The 17300-nt window shown below is 62.6% G+C and carries 12 protein-coding genes and 1 rRNA gene; 2 read left to right on the top strand and 11 right to left on the bottom strand.

Annotated features, from left to right (window positions below; all coding sequences use genetic code 11):
* The first annotated feature begins 349 nt into the window (after positions 1–349).
* Positions 350–2311 carry a sigma-54-dependent Fis family transcriptional regulator gene (locus GM676_RS30020; protein WP_155468203.1) on the top strand — a complete coding sequence of 654 codons (1962 nt, stop codon included), beginning with the start codon at positions 350–352 and terminating at the stop codon, positions 2309–2311.
* Position 2312: 1 nt separating this feature from the next.
* On the opposite strand, the gene GM676_RS30025 is transcribed toward GM676_RS30020, so the two are convergent.
* The 7 genes from GM676_RS30025 to GM676_RS30055 all read right to left on the bottom strand — a co-directional run bounded on the left by GM676_RS30025 (position 2313) and on the right by GM676_RS30055 (position 11363).
* Positions 2313–3293 carry an FAD:protein FMN transferase gene (locus GM676_RS30025; protein ID WP_155468204.1) on the bottom strand — a complete coding sequence of 327 codons (981 nt, stop codon included), beginning with the start codon at positions 3291–3293 and terminating at the stop codon, positions 2313–2315.
* The gene (locus GM676_RS30030) at positions 3290–5386 is read right to left on the bottom strand and encodes a 4Fe-4S binding protein (RefSeq protein ID WP_155468205.1); all 2097 of its coding nucleotides are present in this window, start codon (positions 5384–5386) and stop codon (positions 3290–3292) included. The genes GM676_RS30025 and GM676_RS30030 overlap by 4 nt, the downstream gene beginning before the upstream one ends.
* A 2-nt stretch (positions 5387–5388) precedes the next feature.
* Positions 5389–6537, bottom strand: coding sequence for a porin family protein (locus GM676_RS30035; RefSeq protein ID WP_170304389.1), 1149 nt, complete (start codon positions 6535–6537; stop codon positions 5389–5391).
* 68 nt (positions 6538–6605) lie between these two features.
* Positions 6606–8348: a PQQ-dependent methanol/ethanol family dehydrogenase gene (locus tag GM676_RS30040; RefSeq protein ID WP_371866412.1), complete on the bottom strand. Its 1743-nt coding sequence runs from the start codon at positions 8346–8348 to the stop codon at positions 6606–6608.
* Between the two features lie 39 nt (positions 8349–8387).
* Positions 8388–8756, bottom strand: coding sequence for a DUF779 domain-containing protein (locus GM676_RS30045; protein WP_155468206.1), 369 nt, complete (start codon positions 8754–8756; stop codon positions 8388–8390).
* Between the two features lie 2 nt (positions 8757–8758).
* Positions 8759–10279 carry an aldehyde dehydrogenase gene (adh, locus tag GM676_RS30050; protein ID WP_155468207.1) on the bottom strand — a complete coding sequence of 507 codons (1521 nt, stop codon included), beginning with the start codon at positions 10277–10279 and terminating at the stop codon, positions 8759–8761.
* Positions 10280–10430: 151 nt separating this feature from the next.
* Positions 10431–11363, bottom strand: a complete 933-nt coding sequence (locus tag GM676_RS30055; RefSeq protein ID WP_155468208.1) for a beta-propeller fold lactonase family protein — start codon at positions 11361–11363, stop codon at positions 10431–10433.
* Between the two features lie 117 nt (positions 11364–11480).
* On the opposite strand from GM676_RS30055, the gene GM676_RS30060 reads away from it, so the two are divergent.
* Positions 11481–13589, top strand: coding sequence for a TonB-dependent receptor family protein (locus tag GM676_RS30060; protein WP_155468209.1), 2109 nt, complete (start codon positions 11481–11483; stop codon positions 13587–13589).
* Here the strand turns inward: GM676_RS30060 and GM676_RS30065 are convergent.
* The 4 genes from GM676_RS30065 to rrf form a co-directional block, all read right to left on the bottom strand.
* Positions 13586–15715, bottom strand: a complete 2130-nt coding sequence (locus tag GM676_RS30065) for a TonB-dependent receptor (RefSeq protein WP_155468210.1) — start codon at positions 15713–15715, stop codon at positions 13586–13588. The two genes, GM676_RS30060 and GM676_RS30065, sit on opposite strands and share 4 nt — an antisense overlap.
* Positions 15712–16533: a substrate-binding periplasmic protein gene (locus GM676_RS30070; RefSeq protein ID WP_229262926.1), complete on the bottom strand. Its 822-nt coding sequence runs from the start codon at positions 16531–16533 to the stop codon at positions 15712–15714. The genes GM676_RS30065 and GM676_RS30070 overlap by 4 nt, the downstream gene beginning before the upstream one ends.
* A 12-nt stretch (positions 16534–16545) precedes the next feature.
* Positions 16546–17010, bottom strand: coding sequence for a cytochrome c-550 PedF (gene pedF, locus GM676_RS30075; protein WP_155468211.1), 465 nt, complete (start codon positions 17008–17010; stop codon positions 16546–16548).
* A 173-nt stretch (positions 17011–17183) separates the two neighbouring features.
* Positions 17184–17296 (bottom strand): 5S ribosomal RNA (gene rrf / locus GM676_RS30080).
* Between the last annotated feature and the right edge of the window lie 4 nt (positions 17297–17300).

The raw sequence follows: 17300 nt of genomic DNA on the forward strand, positions 1-17300 counted from the left end.
TGCAGCATCAAACGCCCACACTTATCAACTGTAATTTTTTAAAGATCTTGTCTTGCGCTGCGAAGCGTTTTGTTCGCAGCAGAGAAGCGAGATTATGCAGTGTTTCGTTTATCTCGTCAACCCCTCGCTTTTCATCGTATCGCTACGTTCTTTCGCGAGGGACCGAACTATAGCAACCCGGATCGCATTTGCCAAGGCTTATTTTTAGATTGGCATCGCAATTGCTTAGAACACGATAGCAACAGCGGACAGCAACGCTTTTGCTCAGTTCCTGCACAGGTGCTACATTATGGAACACCTTGCGGGCATAACAGAGCCGATAACGGCCGCCAGAGACACTGAGACAACCATGGAACATAAACTTGCTCCAGATTTGAACAACTCCCCTGCAAGCGGAGCCTGGGCGGACAATCTGCCCGTCATCATCGAGACCTCGCACCAGCGTTCACAGCAGTATGGCCTGTGCCCGCAGACCAGGCCGGACTACGATCCACTGGCGCGCAACGACCTCTCCCTGTTAATAGAGCAGAACCGCCTGCTGCACACCCATGCTGTCCCGGCGATGGAAACCCTGTACCAGCAAATCGTCAACACGCACAACATGGTGCTGCTGACCGACGCCAACGGCGTCATCGTGCACTCGCTGGGCGACGACGACTTCCTGGAGAAAGCCAATCGCGTGGCGCTGAGCCCCGGCGTGGCCTGGTCCGAGCAAAAGCGCGGCACCAATGCCATCGCCTCGGCCATCATCGAGGGCGCGCCGGTGCTGGTGCATGCCGATCAACATTACCTGGCCGCCAACCATTTCCTGACATGCTCGGCCGCGCCCATCGCCGACCACATGGGCAATGTGATCGGCGTGCTCGACGTCTCCGGCGACAGCCGCAGCTACCACCGCCACACCATGGCGCTGGTGCGCATGTCGGCGCTGATGATCGAGAACCAGCTGTTCTCGGCCACCTTTGAGGATGCGATCACGATCCATTTCCATTCGCGCCCCGAATTCATCGGCACGCTGATGGAAGGCATCGCCTCGTTCAGCCCGGGCGGCCGCTTCCTGGCCGCCAACCGCAGCGGCTTGTTCCAGTTGGGGCTGCCCTTCTCGGCGCTGCAATCGCATACCTTCAGCTCGCTGTTCGGCTTGCCGCTGTCCGCACTGTACGATCACTACAGCACGGCGACGCCCGGCCTGCTCAACCTGTGCATGCACAACGGCGTGCGGGTGCACGGACGCGCGCAACTGCGCCTGGCCAACAGCGTGTTCCAGCAATCGCTGATTCCCGGCCGCGCGCCGCCAGCCACGCCGGCGGTGGCGGCCAACCAGTCGGCGGCGCAGATCCGGCGCCTGTCCGGCCTGCGCTACCTGCGCACCGGCGATCCGCAACTGGAGCTGGTCATCGAAAAGGTCACACGCGTGCTGGGCAAGGATATCCCCATCATGATCATGGGCGAAACCGGCACCGGCAAGGAGCTGCTGGCGCAGGCGATCCACAATGACTCGCCGCGCAGCCAGCATCCCTTCGTGGCGGTCAACTGTGCCTCGATACCGGAAACGCTGATCGAATCCGAGCTGTTTGGCTACGAGGATGGCGCCTTCACCGGCGCGCGCAAGAAAGGCGCGGCCGGCAAGATCCTGCAAGCCAACGGCGGCACCCTGTTCCTCGACGAGATCGGCGACATGCCATTCAGCTTGCAGGCGCGTTTGCTGCGCGTGCTGCAAGAGCGCATGGTCACGCCGCTGGGCAGCGACAAGTCCATCCCGGTGAACGTGGAGCTGATTTGTGCCACCAACCACAATCTGCGCGAGCGCATCAGCCAGAGCCTGTTCCGCGAAGACCTGTATTACCGCCTGAATGGACTGGTAGTGAAACTGCCGCCGCTGCGCGAACGCACCGACCTGGAAACCGTGGTCCGCAAAATCATCGCCACCGAATCGGCGGCCGGCCGCTATGACATCTCCGACGAGTTGATGGCCATGTTCCACCGCCATCGCTGGCCGGGCAACTTCCGCCAGCTGACCAATTTGCTGCGCACCGCCATCGTCATGGCCGGCGACGAGCCGGAAATCTGCCTGCGCCACATGCCGGACGACTTCCTCGACGATATCGGCGAGACCGCCACCTCGGCCGCCGCGCCAACCACCATGGCCGATACCACGCGCATGATCGCCCGCGGCGCCAATCTGGAAGAGATGGAGCAGTCGGTCATTCTGCGCACGCTGGAGGCAAACGGCGGCAATGTCTCCGCCACGGCGCGCGCGCTGGGCGTGTCGCGCAACACCATCTATCGCAAGGTGCCGCATCTGAAATAACTTACGCATGGCCGGGGAATCCGGCCGTGCGGCGGCTGCGGCCCTGCTTATCGACCACCATCAGGTCCACTGCCCGCAACTGCGCGGCCAGTGCCTTGGCGCGTTCCCAGCCCATCACCATGAACGCCGTGGACAAGCCATCCGCCTCCAGCGCGGTAGGCGCCACCACGGTGACGCTGGCCAGCTCCGTCGGCGAATCGCCGCTGGCTGGATCGAAGATGTGGTGATGCCGGTAGTCCGGCGTGAAGCTGCATTCATAATCGCCCGAGGTAGCGACGCTACAGCCCTGTGCACTCAGCGTTGTCACCAGCGCTCCGGGATCGCGCGGATCGCGCACGCCCAGCACCCAAGGCTGCCGGCCCGGCTTTTGTCCACGCGCGGTGAACTCGCCGGTATCGAGCAACGCATGGCGCACGCCATGTGCCTGCAACGCCGCCAACGCCTGATCCGCCGCATAGCCTTGCGCCAGGCCATTCAAGGTCAGCGCCATGCCGGGCCGCCGGAAGCGGATATGATCGGCATCGAAGGCCAGCTGGCGCCAGTCCACCAGCGCTTGAGCGCGTCGCCGGTCCTCATCCGACGGCAGCCCGCCCGCGCGCGCAGCCTCGGTGTACAGGCGCCACAGCGGCTGGGTAGTGACATCGAACGCGCCGCCGCTGATGTCCGACAAATGCGTGGCCTTGGCCAGCACTTCGATCAACCGCGCATCGGGCTTATGCAAGACGCCGTCGCGGTTCAGCTGATACACCTGGCTGGCCGGATGATAAATGCTCATCAGCCGATCCACCGCCAACGCGGCCTGTAACGCTTCCGCGATTGCACGCTGCGCCAGTTCGTCGTCCGCATTTGCCACCGAGATCGAAATGGTGGTGCCAAACGCCAGCGCTGCGCCAGTGTGCAAGGGCTGCTGCCACGAATGCACGCATCCGGCCGCACCGGCGATCGCGCCGATGGCGCTGGTGATGAAAGTACGTCGTTTCATGTGCGGCTCCTGATAGGTATCACTACTTGCTTGCGCCCCGCAATGCGCAACGCGCATTTCTGGTCGCTTTCGTAAATCGCCACGCAGTCCATGCACTGGAAGCATTCGTCGTACGCCACTTTGCCGTCTGGCGCGATGGCTTGGTAGTCGCAGCGGTGGCGGCAGGTCTGACACGGTGTGCCACACTGCGCGTAACGGGGAATCCAGTTCAGCAGACGTATTTTGCCCAGCAGCGCCAGCGCCGCGCCGAAGGGGCACAGATAACGGCAGAAGAATTTGTACACCACGCCGCTCGCCAGCAGCATGGCGGCCGCATATACCACATAAGGCCAACTGCGCGCGAAGCCCAGCGTGATCGAGGTCTTGAACGGCTCCAGCTCCACCAGCTTGTCCGTCATCTGGCCGGGCAAGAACACGCTGACGACGATGGTCAGCAACAGCACATATTTAACGTGCTTGAACCATGCATGGCGCAAGCGCAGTTGCGGCACACGCAACCAGCGCGCCAGCTTGCCAACGCATTCCTGCATGGCGCCGAAAGGACACAACCAACCGCAAAAGGTACCGCGGCCCCACAACAGCAGCGACAGCAATACAAAAGCCCACAGCACAACCGTCATGGGATCGAACAGCATGAAGGTCAGGCTGCGCCTGGCCAGCAAGGCTTGCAGCGCACCGGTGATATTGACAATCGAAAGCTGTCCTTGCGCGTAGTAGCCGATAAAGCCAACCGTGAAAGCGAGATAGCTCCGGCGGAACCACGTCAACCGCGCGTCATTGGCGACCAGCCGCTTCTGCATCCCCAGCGCCGCGCATAGCACCAGCAAGCCCGTCGCCAGCAGCGCCAACTCCCAGCGGCGCTGCCGCCAGACGGCGGGCCATGATCTGGCGTCGGCTTCCGGCCGGATGAGCAGCTCCGCCGGCAACTGATAGCGCAAGCCCAATTCACGAACGATCCGCTCGGGATAGACGATGCCCTTGCTGCGCGTGACCGGCAGCGCGATGTCCAGCGCTGCGCCAGGATCGAGGCCGGCCTGGCTGGTCACGCGGAACAGCGTCACATTCGGCGTCTCCAGCGGCACCGCCAGCTTCAGGTCCAGATCCAGATCGCGCATTTCGATCGGCAGCTTATCCTGCCGCAGCAGGATACGGTCCGGCACACTGCCGCGCACAAAATCCTCGCCGGTGACGCTGTAACGGCCCGCGCTCATCACCATCAGCGCATGCTCTCCCGGTTCCAGCCGCGATTGCAGCTTGCGCCAGCCAGCCTCGGTCAACAGATTGCGTCCCACGGAAGGCACCGACGCCATGGCGACATACAGCTCGATGAACGTACCATCCGGTCGCGTGCGGACCTCAGCATCGAGTCCGGCGCCATCGCCGCCCTTGAACAGCTGCTCAACATCGCGGTTACTCACGCGCAGATACTGCACCAGGCCCCGGCGCAGCAGCTGTCCCAGATCCAGCGGCTCATAAACATCCTCGCGCACTTGCGAGATCTGGCCGGGATCGCGCCCCGTACCGTAGCCCAAGCGTGCACGCGCCACCTTGAGCGCCGCCGCCAGCACGCTCTGGTTGATGATGCGTACCGACGCCGTCGCCTTGGCCACGCCGTCAATATGCACACGACTCGTGCCGCCGATGCTGATATTCTGCTTGAGCGACAAGCCGCGATACTGCTGCACAAACTGCCGCAGCGGCCCCTCGCCCAGCCCTTCCAGGAATACCGGTTCGTGATGCGACAGCACCTCCACATCGGTGAACGTGCCTTTCGCGTCGATCGCCACCAGCAGGTCAAGCGGCACGCCGGCAAAGCCGGGAATCGGCGCCAGATCCACCGATTCAAACACATAACCAGCCAACTCCACCGCCGTGGCGTTCTGCTTGAACAGCGGCCAGACCGGCAACTCGGCATCGCGTTCGCCCACTATCAGCGGCGCCGGAAAACGCTGTGCCACATCGGCGCGCGTCAACACGCCAGCCTGCACAGGCGAGGCACCGAGCAGCAGCGCCAGCACACCGGCCAGCATGCACAGCATGCAGACCAGCGCGCGGCGCCATGCCGCGTTCCTCAGATGCGAACGCGCCTCCATCGTCAGAAGAAGATGATGCCGCCCAGCGAGGCGCCGTTCATCTTGCCTTCGCCGCCGGCGAAGCCCTTGGAGCGGGTCTGCCCGACCTCGCCCACCAGCGTGATCGCGCTGGTCATCTGGTAGTACAGGCCGAGCGTCAGGTTGGCGTTGGATTTCAGGCCACCGGTGCCGGTGATGTTGTCGTCATTGCGGCTGATGCCGTAGCTGAGGCCCAGCTTCACTTTGTCCGCAGGCTTGTAGGTCGCCTGCGCAAACCATGCCTTGGACTTGGTATCGCCCTGATCGGCGTCCGACAGGATACCCAGCCCTTTGCCGCCCTGGAAGTTGGCCAGCACGCCAAACGCACCCTGCGTGTACGACGCGCCCACTTCGACGCCGGACATGGTGAAGTCGCGCACACCCGGTGCGGTCGCCTCGAACTTCTGCGTCTTCCCGCCCAGCCAGCCCTTGAAGCCATTGGCGGCATAGCTCAACTGCGCCTGAACCTGAGGGCTGGTTCTGGTCGAATACAGTGGCGCCGCCACCACCGGCGTATCCGAGACCGGGCTGACCAGCGCGGCGTCGAAGCCGATGCCGCTTGCCGTCTTTGGCGCACTCCACGCGATCTGGCCGTAGTAGCCTACGTAGCTGTAGCCGGCGCCAATGTGGCCCAGCGTGACACGGCCGCGCTGCGTCGCCTGCACTGGCGCGCCGGCGCCGATCAGCGTCATGTCTGCAAAAATGGGCGTGGCGCCGAAGATGCCGTTATCGCGGCCGATCTTGATGGTGCCCATGTCCGCATTCCCGAACGTGAAGTAGGCTTGACGCACATCGACACCGCTGTTGGCGGAGATGGCGCTGTCAGTGGCGGTGGCGTTGTAAATGCCGATCAGTGCCTTCACATCAAAATCGCCTTGATGCGAAGAGGCCGACGTCACCAGACCATTAGGCAAAAGGCCATTGCCGATGGTGGTGCGATTATCCTGGCCACCGCAGCCGACTGCCTTGCCGCCCAGCGCCAACCCGCCCACCGCATCGCCGCTGCACGACACCTGCGTGTAGTAGGCGTTGACGATCCCGCCCAGCGATACACTCCATTCGCCCGCCTTGAAATCAACCGCCTGCGCGCTTGCCGCCATTCCGAGTGCACCCAGCATCATCATTTTTTTCATTTTCGTCTCCCTTATCGTTTTAAAAAAAGGGCGGCCGTGGCCGCCCCAAAGACACATCAACCGAAAATTTATTTAGCGGCCAGCTTGAACACCCATACAGAGCCGCCCTGCTCCAGGAAGTTGACCTTCTTGGCGACATCGCCGCCCCACAGCGGCACCGCGCCGCCCCAGCCGGAGACCACCGCCACGTATTGCGTATCGCCGTCCTGCCACGTCACCGGCGGCGCCACCACGCCGGAACCGGTCTGGAACTTCCACAGTTCTTTGCCACTCCTGGCATCCAGCGCTTTCAGGTAGCCCTCCGGCGTACCGTAGAACACCAGGCCACCGGCCGTGGTCATCACACCTCCCCACAACGGCGCGTTGTTCTTTACTTCCCACACGATCTTTCCGGACTTGGGATCGACCGCACGCAACGCGCCGATATAGTCCTCGTTCAGCGGCTTGATGGTGAAGCCCGCGCCCAGGTAAGCCCCGCCCTTCTTGTAGCTGATCGGCTCATTCCAGATATCCATGCCCCACTCGTTGGCCGGCACGTAGAAATAGCCGGTCTGCTGGCTGTACGCCATGGGCATCTGATTCTTCGCACCGAGGAAGGCTGGCGCGGCAAACACCGTGCTGCCCTTCTTGCCTTCCTCCCCCTTGGTCGGATCGCCCGGACGGTTGGCGGGAATGAAGTTCGGACGCCCGGTCTTCAGATCGATACCGGAAGCCCAGGTAATCTTGCGCACGAATGGGAAAGCGTTTTGCAGCTTGCCGTTGTTCGCATCGATCACGTAGAAGAAGCCATTGCGGTCGGCCTTGCCGCCATACCGCTTGCCGTTCATATCGAAGGTGACGAATTCGTTGGCACCGTCGAAGTCCCACGAATCGTTGGGCGTATTCTGGTAGGACCATTTGATCTGGCCAGTCTTCACATCCAGCGCCACGGTGGACGATGAATACAGGTTGTCGCCCGGCCGCAGATGGCTGTTCCATGGCGCTGGATTGCCAGTGCCGAAGTAGGCCAGACCGGTTTTCGGATCGTAGGTTCCCCCCATCCAGGTCGAAGCGCCTCCGGTCTTCCACAGATCGCCCGGCCAGCTCTTGTTGGTGGTGCCAGAGATGCCGTTGTCGATCGGATTGCCGTCCTTGTCGTAGCGGTGGCCCATGTGGCCTTCCACGGTAGGGCGGCTCCAAACCAGTTCGCCGGTCAGTGGATTGCGCGCCTCCACGCGGCCGACGATGCCAAACTCGCCGCCCGACACGCCAGTCAACAGCAAGCCATCGGCGATCAGCGGCGCCGCCGTCATCGAATAGCCGGCAGCGTAGTCGTCGACCTTCTCCTTCCACACCACCTTGCCGCTGTCCTGATCCAGCGCCACCAACTGCGCATCCAGCGTGCCGAAGATCACCAGGTTGCCGTACAGCGCCGCGCCACGATTGACCACGTCGCAGCACGGCATGATGCCGTCCGGGAGGCGGTGCTCATACTTCCACAGCTTGTTGCCGGTCTTGAGGTCGATGGCAAAGATGCGCGAGTACGAGGCGGTGACAAACATCTTGCCCTTGTAGATCAGCGGCTGCGACTCCTGGCCGCGCTGCTTTTCGCCGCCGAACGAAAACGACCAAGCCGGCACCAGCTTGCCGACATTCTTCGTATTCACCTGCGTCAGCGTTGAATAACGCTGCCCTTCGGTGCCGAAACCGAACGACAACACGCTATCCGTGCTGCTGGCGGCATTCTTCAACATGGCGGTGGTAACGTCGGCCGCCTGTGCCAGCGACAGGACCGCAGCCCCCACCAGCGTTACGACAATTTTCTTCTGCACGATGATCTCCTGTTTATTATGGTTTTACGTACTGTGTGTTCAAGTTGGCGGCAAGGCCGCCAGCTCCTCATCGCTGAACAGGCGAGAGCGGGTCAGGAAACGCAGGCCGCTGCCGTTATCGAGCGAGAACATGCCACCGTTCCCGTCAACCACGTCGATAATCAGCTGCGTGTGTTCCCAATACTCGAACTGTTCACGCCCCATGTAGAACGGCGTGCCATCCAGGTTGCCGAGATAAACATCGGTTTCGCTGACATCGAACTCCCCCGACGGGAAGCACATCGGCGCGCTGCCGTCGCAGCAGCCACCGGACTGGAAGAACATCAGCGGTCCATACAGCTTGCGCAGCCGCGCCAGCAGCGCGAGGGCCGCCGGTGTGGCTGTGACGCGGGCGATGAGGCTGGCCATGATCAGAAGAAGCCCAGCGCGTTCGGGCTATAGCTGACCAGCAGGTTCTTGGTCTGCTGGTAGTGGTCCAGCATCATCTTGTGGTTCTCGCGGCCGATGCCCGACTGCTTGTAGCCGCCGAACGCGGCATGCGCGGGATACAGGTGATAGCAATTGGTCCACACGCGGCCGGCCTGAATGGCGCGGCCGACGCGGAAAGCGCGCGAACCGTCACGTGTCCACAGGCCGGCGCCCAGGCCATACAGCGTGTCATTGGCGATGCGCAGCGCGTCCGCTTCATCCTTGAAGGTGGTGACCGACACCACCGGCCCGAAAATCTCTTCCTGGAAGATGCGCATGCTGTTGTCGCCCTTGAACACGGTCGGACGCACGTAATAGCCGCCCTCCATGTCGCCGCCCTGCACATTGCGCTCGCCGCCAGCCAGCACCTGCGCGCCTTCCTGCTTGCCGATATCGATGTAGGACAGGATTTTTTCCAGCTGCTCTTGCGAGGCCTGCGCGCCGATCATGGTGTTCGGGTCCAGCGGGCTGCCCTGCTTGATCTTCGCCACACGCTCCAGCGCGCGGGCGATGAACTTCTCATAGATGGATTCCTGTACCAGCACGCGCGATGGGCAGGTGCACACCTCGCCTTGGTTCAGCGCGAACATGGTGAAGCCTTCCAGGCACTTGTCGAAGAAATCGTCGTCGGCATCCATCACGTCTTCGAAGAAGATGTTGGGCGATTTACCGCCCAGCTCCAGCGTGACCGGAATCAGGTTCTGCGCCGCGTAGCCCATGATCAGACGGCCGGTGCCCGTCTCGCCGGTGAAGGCAATCTTGGCGATGCGTTTGCTCGACGCCAGCGGTTTGCCGGCCTCCAGGCCAAAGCCATTCACCACATTGATCACGCCCGGCGGCAGCAGGTCGGCGATCAGCTCCAGCAGCACCATGATCGAGGCAGGCGTCTGCTCGGCAGGCTTGAGCACCACGCAGTTACCGGCGGCCAGCGCCGGCGCCAGCTTCCACACCGCCATCAGGATAGGGAAGTTCCACGGAATGATCTGGCCCACCACGCCCAGCGGCTCATGGAAGTGATAGGCGTAGGTGGTGGCGTCGATCTGCGCGATCGAACCTTCCTGCGTGCGCACGCAGGCGGCGAAGTAGCGGAAATGATCGATCGCCAGCGGAATATCGGCCGCCATGGTTTCGCGTATCGGCTTGCCGTTGTCGATGGTTTCGGCGGTGGCGATCAATTGCAGATTGGCTTCCATGCGGTCGGCGATCTTGTTCAGAATGCCCGCGCGGTCGGCCGGCGAGGTCTTGCCCCAAGCTGCCTTGGCGGCATGCGCCGCATCCAGCGCCAGTTCCACGTCTTCGGCGGTGGAGCGGGCCACTTCGCAAAAGACCTGGCCGGTGATTGGCGTGACGTTGGCGAAGTACTCGCCTTTGACCGGCGCAACGAACTGGCCGCCGATGTAATTGTCGTAGCGTTGTTTGAACGGATTGGCTACGCCCAGTTTGCTGATGTCTGCAAGATTCATGTCGTCCTCTTTCTGCTTTGGTTAGGAGGCCGCTGATCGCGGCTGCGATACTGCGCCCTCTCCTTTTCGCAAACGCCGTGCCAGCGCTGCTTCCCTGCTAAACCGGTGCAATCGGCTGTCACACTGTTCAGCTTTGGAACAGCTGTGTGACTCAACGGATCACCACACCCCAGGGCAGTTCGCGTACCGCGATATCGTTCTGGCGCGTTGCGGCGGCGGTATCGATGACAGAGACGCTGTTGGAGCGACCATTGGCGACGTACAGGTGCGTGCCGTCCGGCGTCAACGCCATATTCCACGGCCGCTTGCCGACCGCGATGGTGGCGCTGACCGTATTGGTTGCGGCGTCGATCGCCATCACATTGCCGTCGATGCCGTTGGAGACATACACCGCCCGCCCGTTCGGATGCACAGCGATGCCGTTGGCGTTGCGCCCGGCGGGAATGCGGGCGACCGACGTGCGGCTGGCCATATCCACCACGTACACCGCGTTGGCCAGTTCGCAGGCCACGTAGGCGCGTGTGCCATCCGGACTGAATCCCATGCCGCGCGGCCGCAGGCCCACCGCCACTGTCCCGGTTTGGCGGCGGGCCTCAACATCGATGACATCCACCTGCTCCGCCTCCTCCGCGCTGACCAGCAGCCAGCGCCCATCGGGACTGAACACCGCATGCTCGGGATTCTTGCCCTGTACCGGGATATCGGCCAGCAGCTGGCCGCTGGCCGCATCGATCAGCGCCACACTATTACTCTCCTCCACCGCGACCGCCACGTAGCGGCCATCGGTGGAGGCGTTCACGCCCTCCGGCGACTTGCCCAGCGGGATGCGGCGCGCCGTGGCGCCATTGGCGGTATCGATCACGAGCAGCGCATTGCCGGCGGCATCCGCCACGTACAGCCGGGCGCCGGAGGGATCCGCCGCCACACCGCGCGGACGCTGGCCGGCGGCAAACTCGCGCAGCACGGCGCCGCTGGCGGTATCAATCACACTGACGCTGCCGGACTTTTCGTTCGGCACATAGGCCAGCGGCGCGGCAAAAGCTGGGCTGCACAATGCGGCCAGCAGCAGACAAATTCGCTTCATGATGTCACCTCCCTGAACAAATAGAGCAGGAGGTGCAATCAACGTGCCACCATAAAAACCGGATGGCAGGTATATTGCTTACCGGTCTGGTATAAGACCAACCAGCACGGAGACAACATGAAACCCTTATTTCGCCTGAACGCCGTAGCCGCCCTGTTCGCAGCCACCGGCGCCATCGCCGCCGAGGAAGCTATCGCACCGCAAGACACGGTGGTGGTCAGCGCCACCCGCGTGGGTCATACCATCTTTGACATGCCGGCCGCCATCGACACCATCGACGCCGCCCGCATCACCGAAACCCAGCCGCGCGTCAACGCCAGCGAGGCACTGGCCGCCGTGCCGGGACTGGTGGCGGCCAACCGCCAGAACTACGCGCAGGATTTGCAAATATCCTCGCGCGGCTTCGGCGCCCGCTCGGCTTTTGGCGTGCGCGGCGTGAAGCTGATCACTGACGGCGTCCCGGCCAGCATGCCGGACGGCCAAGGGCAAGCCGCCACTTTCAACCTTGATATGGCGGAGCGCATCGAAGTGCTGCGCGGCCCCTTCTCGGCCATCTACGGCAACCACGCGGGCGGCGTGATCCAGCTGTTCACGCGGGAAGGCGACGGCGCACCGTCGGTGGAGACTACCCTGTCGGCCGGCAGCTATGGCACCCATAAGGCGGACCTGAACGCGCAAGGCAAGCTGGGTAACGTCGGCTACGTCATCGATGGCTCACGTTTCGAGACCGATGGCTATCGCGCTCACAGCGCGGCCACCCGCGACCAGGCCTACGCCAGATTGACGCTGTCGCCACTGACCGACGCAAAATTGAACATCGTCGCCAACGCCTTGCGCCAGAACGATACGCAAGACCCGCTCGGTGTCACCTGGGCCACCTGGCAGCGCGACCCGCGCGCCGGCGAGACCGACAGCACCGATACGCAAACGCCCAAGCGGACGCTGGCCGACCGCTACAACACCCGCAAGAGCATCGACCATCAGCAAATCGGCGCCAGCTGGGAGCAGCGTTTCGGCGACGACAAGCTGCGCGCCACCGCCTACGGCGGCAACCGCAGCGTTATCCAGTATCAGGCCTTCTCCAAAGCCTTCCAGGCGCCGGCCACACATTCGGGCGGTGTGGTGGATTTCGACCGCGACTTCCACGGCATCGATGTCAGCTGGCTGCACGTCGCCGCGCTGGCCGGGGGCCGCCTGAGCACCACCATCGGCATTGAATACGGCCGCTCCAGCGACGCGCGCAAAGGCTATGAAAACTTCATCGGCACGCAATTCGGCGTGAAAGGGGCTCTGCGCCGGGACGAGGACGACAAAGTCACCAATACCGATCCCTACCTGCAAGCGGAATGGCAATCCGGACCATGGATGCTGAGCGCAGGCCTGCGCCACAGCAGCGTCAAATTTTCGGTGGACGATCACTTCCTCAGCAATGGCAACGACAGCGGCAGCCTCTCATACAGCCACACCACGCCGGTGGCTGGAGTGATGTACCAATTCTCGCCGGCGCTGCACGCCTACGCCAGCGCCGCGCACGCATTCGAGACGCCAACGCTGAATGAACTGTTCTACTCTGGCACCGGCGGCGGCTTCAACTTCCGCTTGCAGCCGGCCACCAGTACGCATCTGGAGGCCGGCGTGAAGGCGCGGCCGGCCGAAGGCACTTCGCTCAACGCCGCAGTCTTCGAGGTGCGCACCCGCGATGAACTGGTGGTGGACGCCAGCAGCGGCGGCCGCACCAGCTACCGCAATGCCGGCCGCACGCTGCGCCAGGGCCTGGAACTGTCGCTGGACAGCAGTTTAGGTCACGGTTTGAGCACGCGCATGGCGCTCACCAGCCTGCGCGCGGTGTATGACTCGTCGTTCGGCGCGGTACAGCAAGGCAGCCGCCTGCCGGGCATCCCCAATGCCAACGCCTATGGCGAACTGGCATGGCGCGCGCCGGAAGGCCGCTACGGCGCAGCACTGGAAGCGCTGGCCAGCAGCAAGATCTACGCGGAAGACGCCAACGCCGACCAGGCGGCACCAGGCTACGGTGTGCTCAATGCGCGCTTCCACGCCAGTCAGCAATGGCAGGGCTGGCGCTTCAAGCAGTTCCTGCGTTTGAATAATCTGCTGGACAAGCATTACATCGGTTCGGTCATCGTTGGCGACACCAACAAGCGCTATTACGAAGCGGCGCCGGGCCGCAACTGGGTACTGGGCCTCAGCGCCCAGTACCAGTTCTAGAAGCGGAAGCGCAGCCCGGCCGCCACCGAACGTGGTGCGCCGGGAGCGACAAAGCGCGACGGCTGCGGCGCATCGCCGGCGAACATATTCACACCCACCGCGCCAAAGCTGGCGTAACGGCGATCGGCCAGATTGTTCACCCGCGCGTACCACTCCCACTTCGGCGATGGCTGATAGCTGGCGCGCAGTCCAAGCAAGGTGTGGCCGGCCACGCTGCGATTGACACCCGCCTGCCCATCCTCGTTGCCCTGAACCGCCAGAGCGGATACCGCGTTCATGTCCGCACCCAGCATCCATTGTGGCGATGGCGTCCAGTCCATACTCAGCTTGAGGGTATTGCGCGCCAGGCCGGCAATGCGCGTACCCGGTTTCACATGCACATTGCGCACACCGGTGAACAAATCGCCCTCCACGTCATACACCGCATCCAGGTAGCTGTAGCTGATGCGCGCAGCCCAAGCGCCCCAGCGCTGGCTGAGACTCAGGTCCACTCCCTGATGGCGCGTGCGATCGAAATTGGCGAAGTAGCCATGCTGCGCCACGCCGGCGCTGCGGAACAGAATATCGTCATGGTTCACCGTGCGATATAGCGATACCGAAGCGGCCGCATTGCGCATGCCCGCCTCCACCGTGCGCGACACCACCTGCTTCAGATACGGGTCGGATTGCAGACCGACCGGCAAACGGCACGGCTGCTCGGGATCGGCGCAGCCCAGCTCAATCACCGTCGGCACACGATTGCTCTGCGACAGATTGGCAAACACCGTCCAGCCGCCAGCCGCGCGATGCGCAACGCCCAGCGACGGATTCAGGTGCCGGTAACTGAAACGCTCCGCGTCACTCGGAGGTAGTTGATTGCTGACGCGCGCATGGTTGTAGCGTGCAGATAGTGTCAGCCATGTGCCGGCGCTCAGCGCCCACGTATCGGCCACGTACACGCTGGCCGCGCGCGAGCGGCCGCTGACGGAGGCACCCGCTTCCATCTCTTCATCCTTATCCGTGACCACCGTGCGGTCCGGTGCGAACCACGCTTCCTGCTCATACTGTGCAAAATACACACTGGAGCGGTCAAAACTCACGCCGGCGGTCAGCTGATGGGGGGCGGCATCCATGCTCAGATGGAGATTGCCGCCCTGGCTGGACTGGCGCGTCAGCGTGGTGTTCCACGTAGCCGGATGCTCGCTTTCATCCTCATTGATATCGCCGTTGACGGTGTTGCGACGGCTGCTGCGCGCATACGCCATCGTCGTCAATTCCGTGTGTTCATCAAAGCGATGAATCACATTGAACACCAGTTGCCGCAGGCGATTGCGGGTTTCATCCGGCGAGGTATAAACCGCGCGCCGATCGGCGGCATACAGTTCGTCAGGCAGCAGGCCATTGCCTATCAAACGGCTACGCCCGGCCAGCAAGGCGATGCTCCACTCATTGTCACCGGCGATGCCATCCAGCTTCGCATACAAGTTGCCGAGATTACCGTCCGAGCGCTCGCGCCAGCCGCGATCGGAAAAACCGGTGGCGGCGACAAACGCATGCCACTGTCGTCCGCTGTCGTAGCCGTAGGCGAGATCCGTGCGGCGCTGGCCATTGCTGGCCGCCGAGACACCGCCCTCCAGACCGGCATGACTGCGGCCGGACTTGGTGCTCAGCGCCAGCGCACCGCCCAGTGTGTTCAATCCAAACAGCGGATTCGAGCCAGGCGTCAGCAGCACATTGGCAATCGCCGCTTCCGGCAGCATGTCCCAGTTGACCACATCGCCGAACGGCTCGTTGACACGAACACCGTCCAGATACACCGAAATCCCCTGCGACGATCCCAATACCGGAGATGCGCGAAAACCACGGAACGTCAGATCATTCTGGAACGGGCTGCCGGAAATTTCGTTGGCATTCACACCGGCCAGCGATCGCGCCATGAATTCAGCGGCATTCTGGCCAGCGCCAAGGCTCATCGCCGCAGCACTGGCAGTCTGCACCTGATATGGCAAGCGATCACGGTCAATTCCCAGACCGGGCAAGGGTGCGACGCCAACCACGTTCACCGCCAGCATCTCCGCAGCCGGGTCGGCGCCAGCAGCCAGCGCGCCGCGCCATGCCAGCAGCACCGCGCCCACAAGCTTCTTCATGGCAGTTGCTCATGCACGCCGTGGCGCGCAAAGATCGCTTGCAGCTCACCACTGGTCTTCATCTCATTGATGGCAGCTTGCAGCAAGCGGGCCATATCCTGATCTTCCTTGCGCACCGCCATTCCGACTGCCCAACCGGCGCGCGGCAAACGTTGGAACGCGACTTCGTTCAAAGGGAAAGCAGGATCGTCACGGAACACCGCATCAATCTCCGAGCGATTCGCCAGCACCGCATCCAGTTGGCCCGCCTTCAACTGCGCCAGCGCTTCGCCAGCTGTATCAAAAATGCGCACCTGATCACGGAAGCGCCCATTGCCTTCGCCCAGCAGCACCATGCCCGCAATCGACACCTTCTCCACGCCGATGGTTTTACCGGCCAGCGAATCGATGCCGTCAAACGCAGGCATGCTGCGCGCGCTGCGGACCAGCCGCACCGTCTCCACATGGTACGGCGCGAAGATGGAGACCTTGGGACTCTCGTTCATCAGCAGCGGCTCAACCGGCACATGCAGCATCACATCGGCGGGCCCGTAGCCAAGATAATGGCCTTTCCACACCATGTTGCGCAGATCGTCGCTCAGGTTTTCGCCCGCAGGGAAAGGCAGCAGGCTGAGTTTAAGGCCCAGCTTTTCAGCCAACGCCTTGGCCAGATCGACGTCGATGCCGCTGCTGCGATCGGAGAACGGCGCAAACTGATCGTAGACAGCGACCTTCAAATGACCGGACTGACGGATCTTGTCCCAGTCCGCACTGGCCGGCGCCGAGGCGCACAACAACGCCGCCAGCAATACGCCGGCGTGCATACGATGGTTGAGCATGAGGGCCTCCGTTTACTTGGCGGCGTCGCGGCGAGCTTCCAGGTAGGTCTTGATCGCCCACATGGCTTCCTGATTGAACACGCCTTCAAACGGCGGCATGTACACCGCACCATTGCGCACCTTGCCGTGACGGATCGAGGCCAGGTAATAAGCGTCAGTGTCCTTGTAGCAGGCCTTCTTCTTGTTCTCGTTCTTGACATCGACGCAGTCGCGATCGAGCAAGCGCAGGTCGGGCGCGATGCCGCCGGTGACCGCTTCCAGGCCGTGGCAGCGAGCGCAGTTCTGGTTGTAGGCGGAAGAGCCGATCTTCAATGCGAGCTTGTTGCCGCGGTAGGGATTCTGCTCCTGCCATTTTTCGCCGAGCGGCGGCAGGCCGGTAGTGTCGACGCCCTGCGGCACCACATTGCCATGTGCATAGGCGTAGATGGAAGCTGTGGCGATGACGGCGGCGGCGAGGATGCGGATGGAATACTGCATGGTTGTCTCCTGACTGGTTTTAAAAAGTTATGCAGTCATTGAGCAAACGCCATGCCACGCGTTTTGCGCCTGAAAAGACGCATGCGTTGTTCAAATCTGGAACAGGTGTGACAAACGAGCGCGTAAACGCAAAAAGGCCCACTCATAGAGCGGGCCTTCCTGACTTATAACTAGCTTGACGATAACCTACTTTCACACTGGTTGCAGCACTATCATCGGCGTAGAGTCGTTTCACGGTCCTGTTCGGGATGGGAAGGGGTGGGACCGACTTACTATGGTCATCAAGCTTT

The sequence above is a fragment of the Duganella radicis genome, from assembly GCF_009720825.1.
In the GTDB taxonomy this organism is placed as follows: domain Bacteria; phylum Pseudomonadota; class Gammaproteobacteria; order Burkholderiales; family Burkholderiaceae_D; genus Rugamonas; species Rugamonas radicis.

Excerpts from the sequence above, each read along its gene's own strand:
- GM676_RS30065 (WP_155468210.1), bottom strand. The coding sequence starts at position 15,715 with ATGAAGAAGCTTGTGGGCGCGGTGCTGCTGGCATGGCGCGGCGCGCTG.
- GM676_RS30055 (WP_155468208.1), bottom strand. The coding sequence starts at position 11,363 with ATGAAGCGAATTTGTCTGCTGCTGGCCGCATTGTGCAGCCCAGCTTTT.
- GM676_RS30045 (WP_155468206.1), bottom strand. The coding sequence starts at position 8,756 with ATGGCCAGCCTCATCGCCCGCGTCACAGCCACACCGGCGGCCCTCGCG.
- GM676_RS30030 (WP_155468205.1), bottom strand. The coding sequence starts at position 5,386 with ATGGAGGCGCGTTCGCATCTGAGGAACGCGGCATGGCGCCGCGCGCTG.
- adh (WP_155468207.1), bottom strand. The coding sequence starts at position 10,279 with ATGAATCTTGCAGACATCAGCAAACTGGGCGTAGCCAATCCGTTCAAA.
- GM676_RS30035 (WP_170304389.1), bottom strand. The coding sequence starts at position 6,537 with ATGAAAAAAATGATGATGCTGGGTGCACTCGGAATGGCGGCAAGCGCG.
- GM676_RS30020 (WP_155468203.1), top strand. The coding sequence starts at position 350 with ATGGAACATAAACTTGCTCCAGATTTGAACAACTCCCCTGCAAGCGGA.
- GM676_RS30025 (WP_155468204.1), bottom strand. The coding sequence starts at position 3,293 with ATGAAACGACGTACTTTCATCACCAGCGCCATCGGCGCGATCGCCGGT.
- GM676_RS30060 (WP_155468209.1), top strand. The coding sequence starts at position 11,481 with ATGAAACCCTTATTTCGCCTGAACGCCGTAGCCGCCCTGTTCGCAGCC.
- pedF (WP_155468211.1), bottom strand. The coding sequence starts at position 17,010 with ATGCAGTATTCCATCCGCATCCTCGCCGCCGCCGTCATCGCCACAGCT.
- GM676_RS30070 (WP_229262926.1), bottom strand. The coding sequence starts at position 16,533 with ATGCTCAACCATCGTATGCACGCCGGCGTATTGCTGGCGGCGTTGTTG.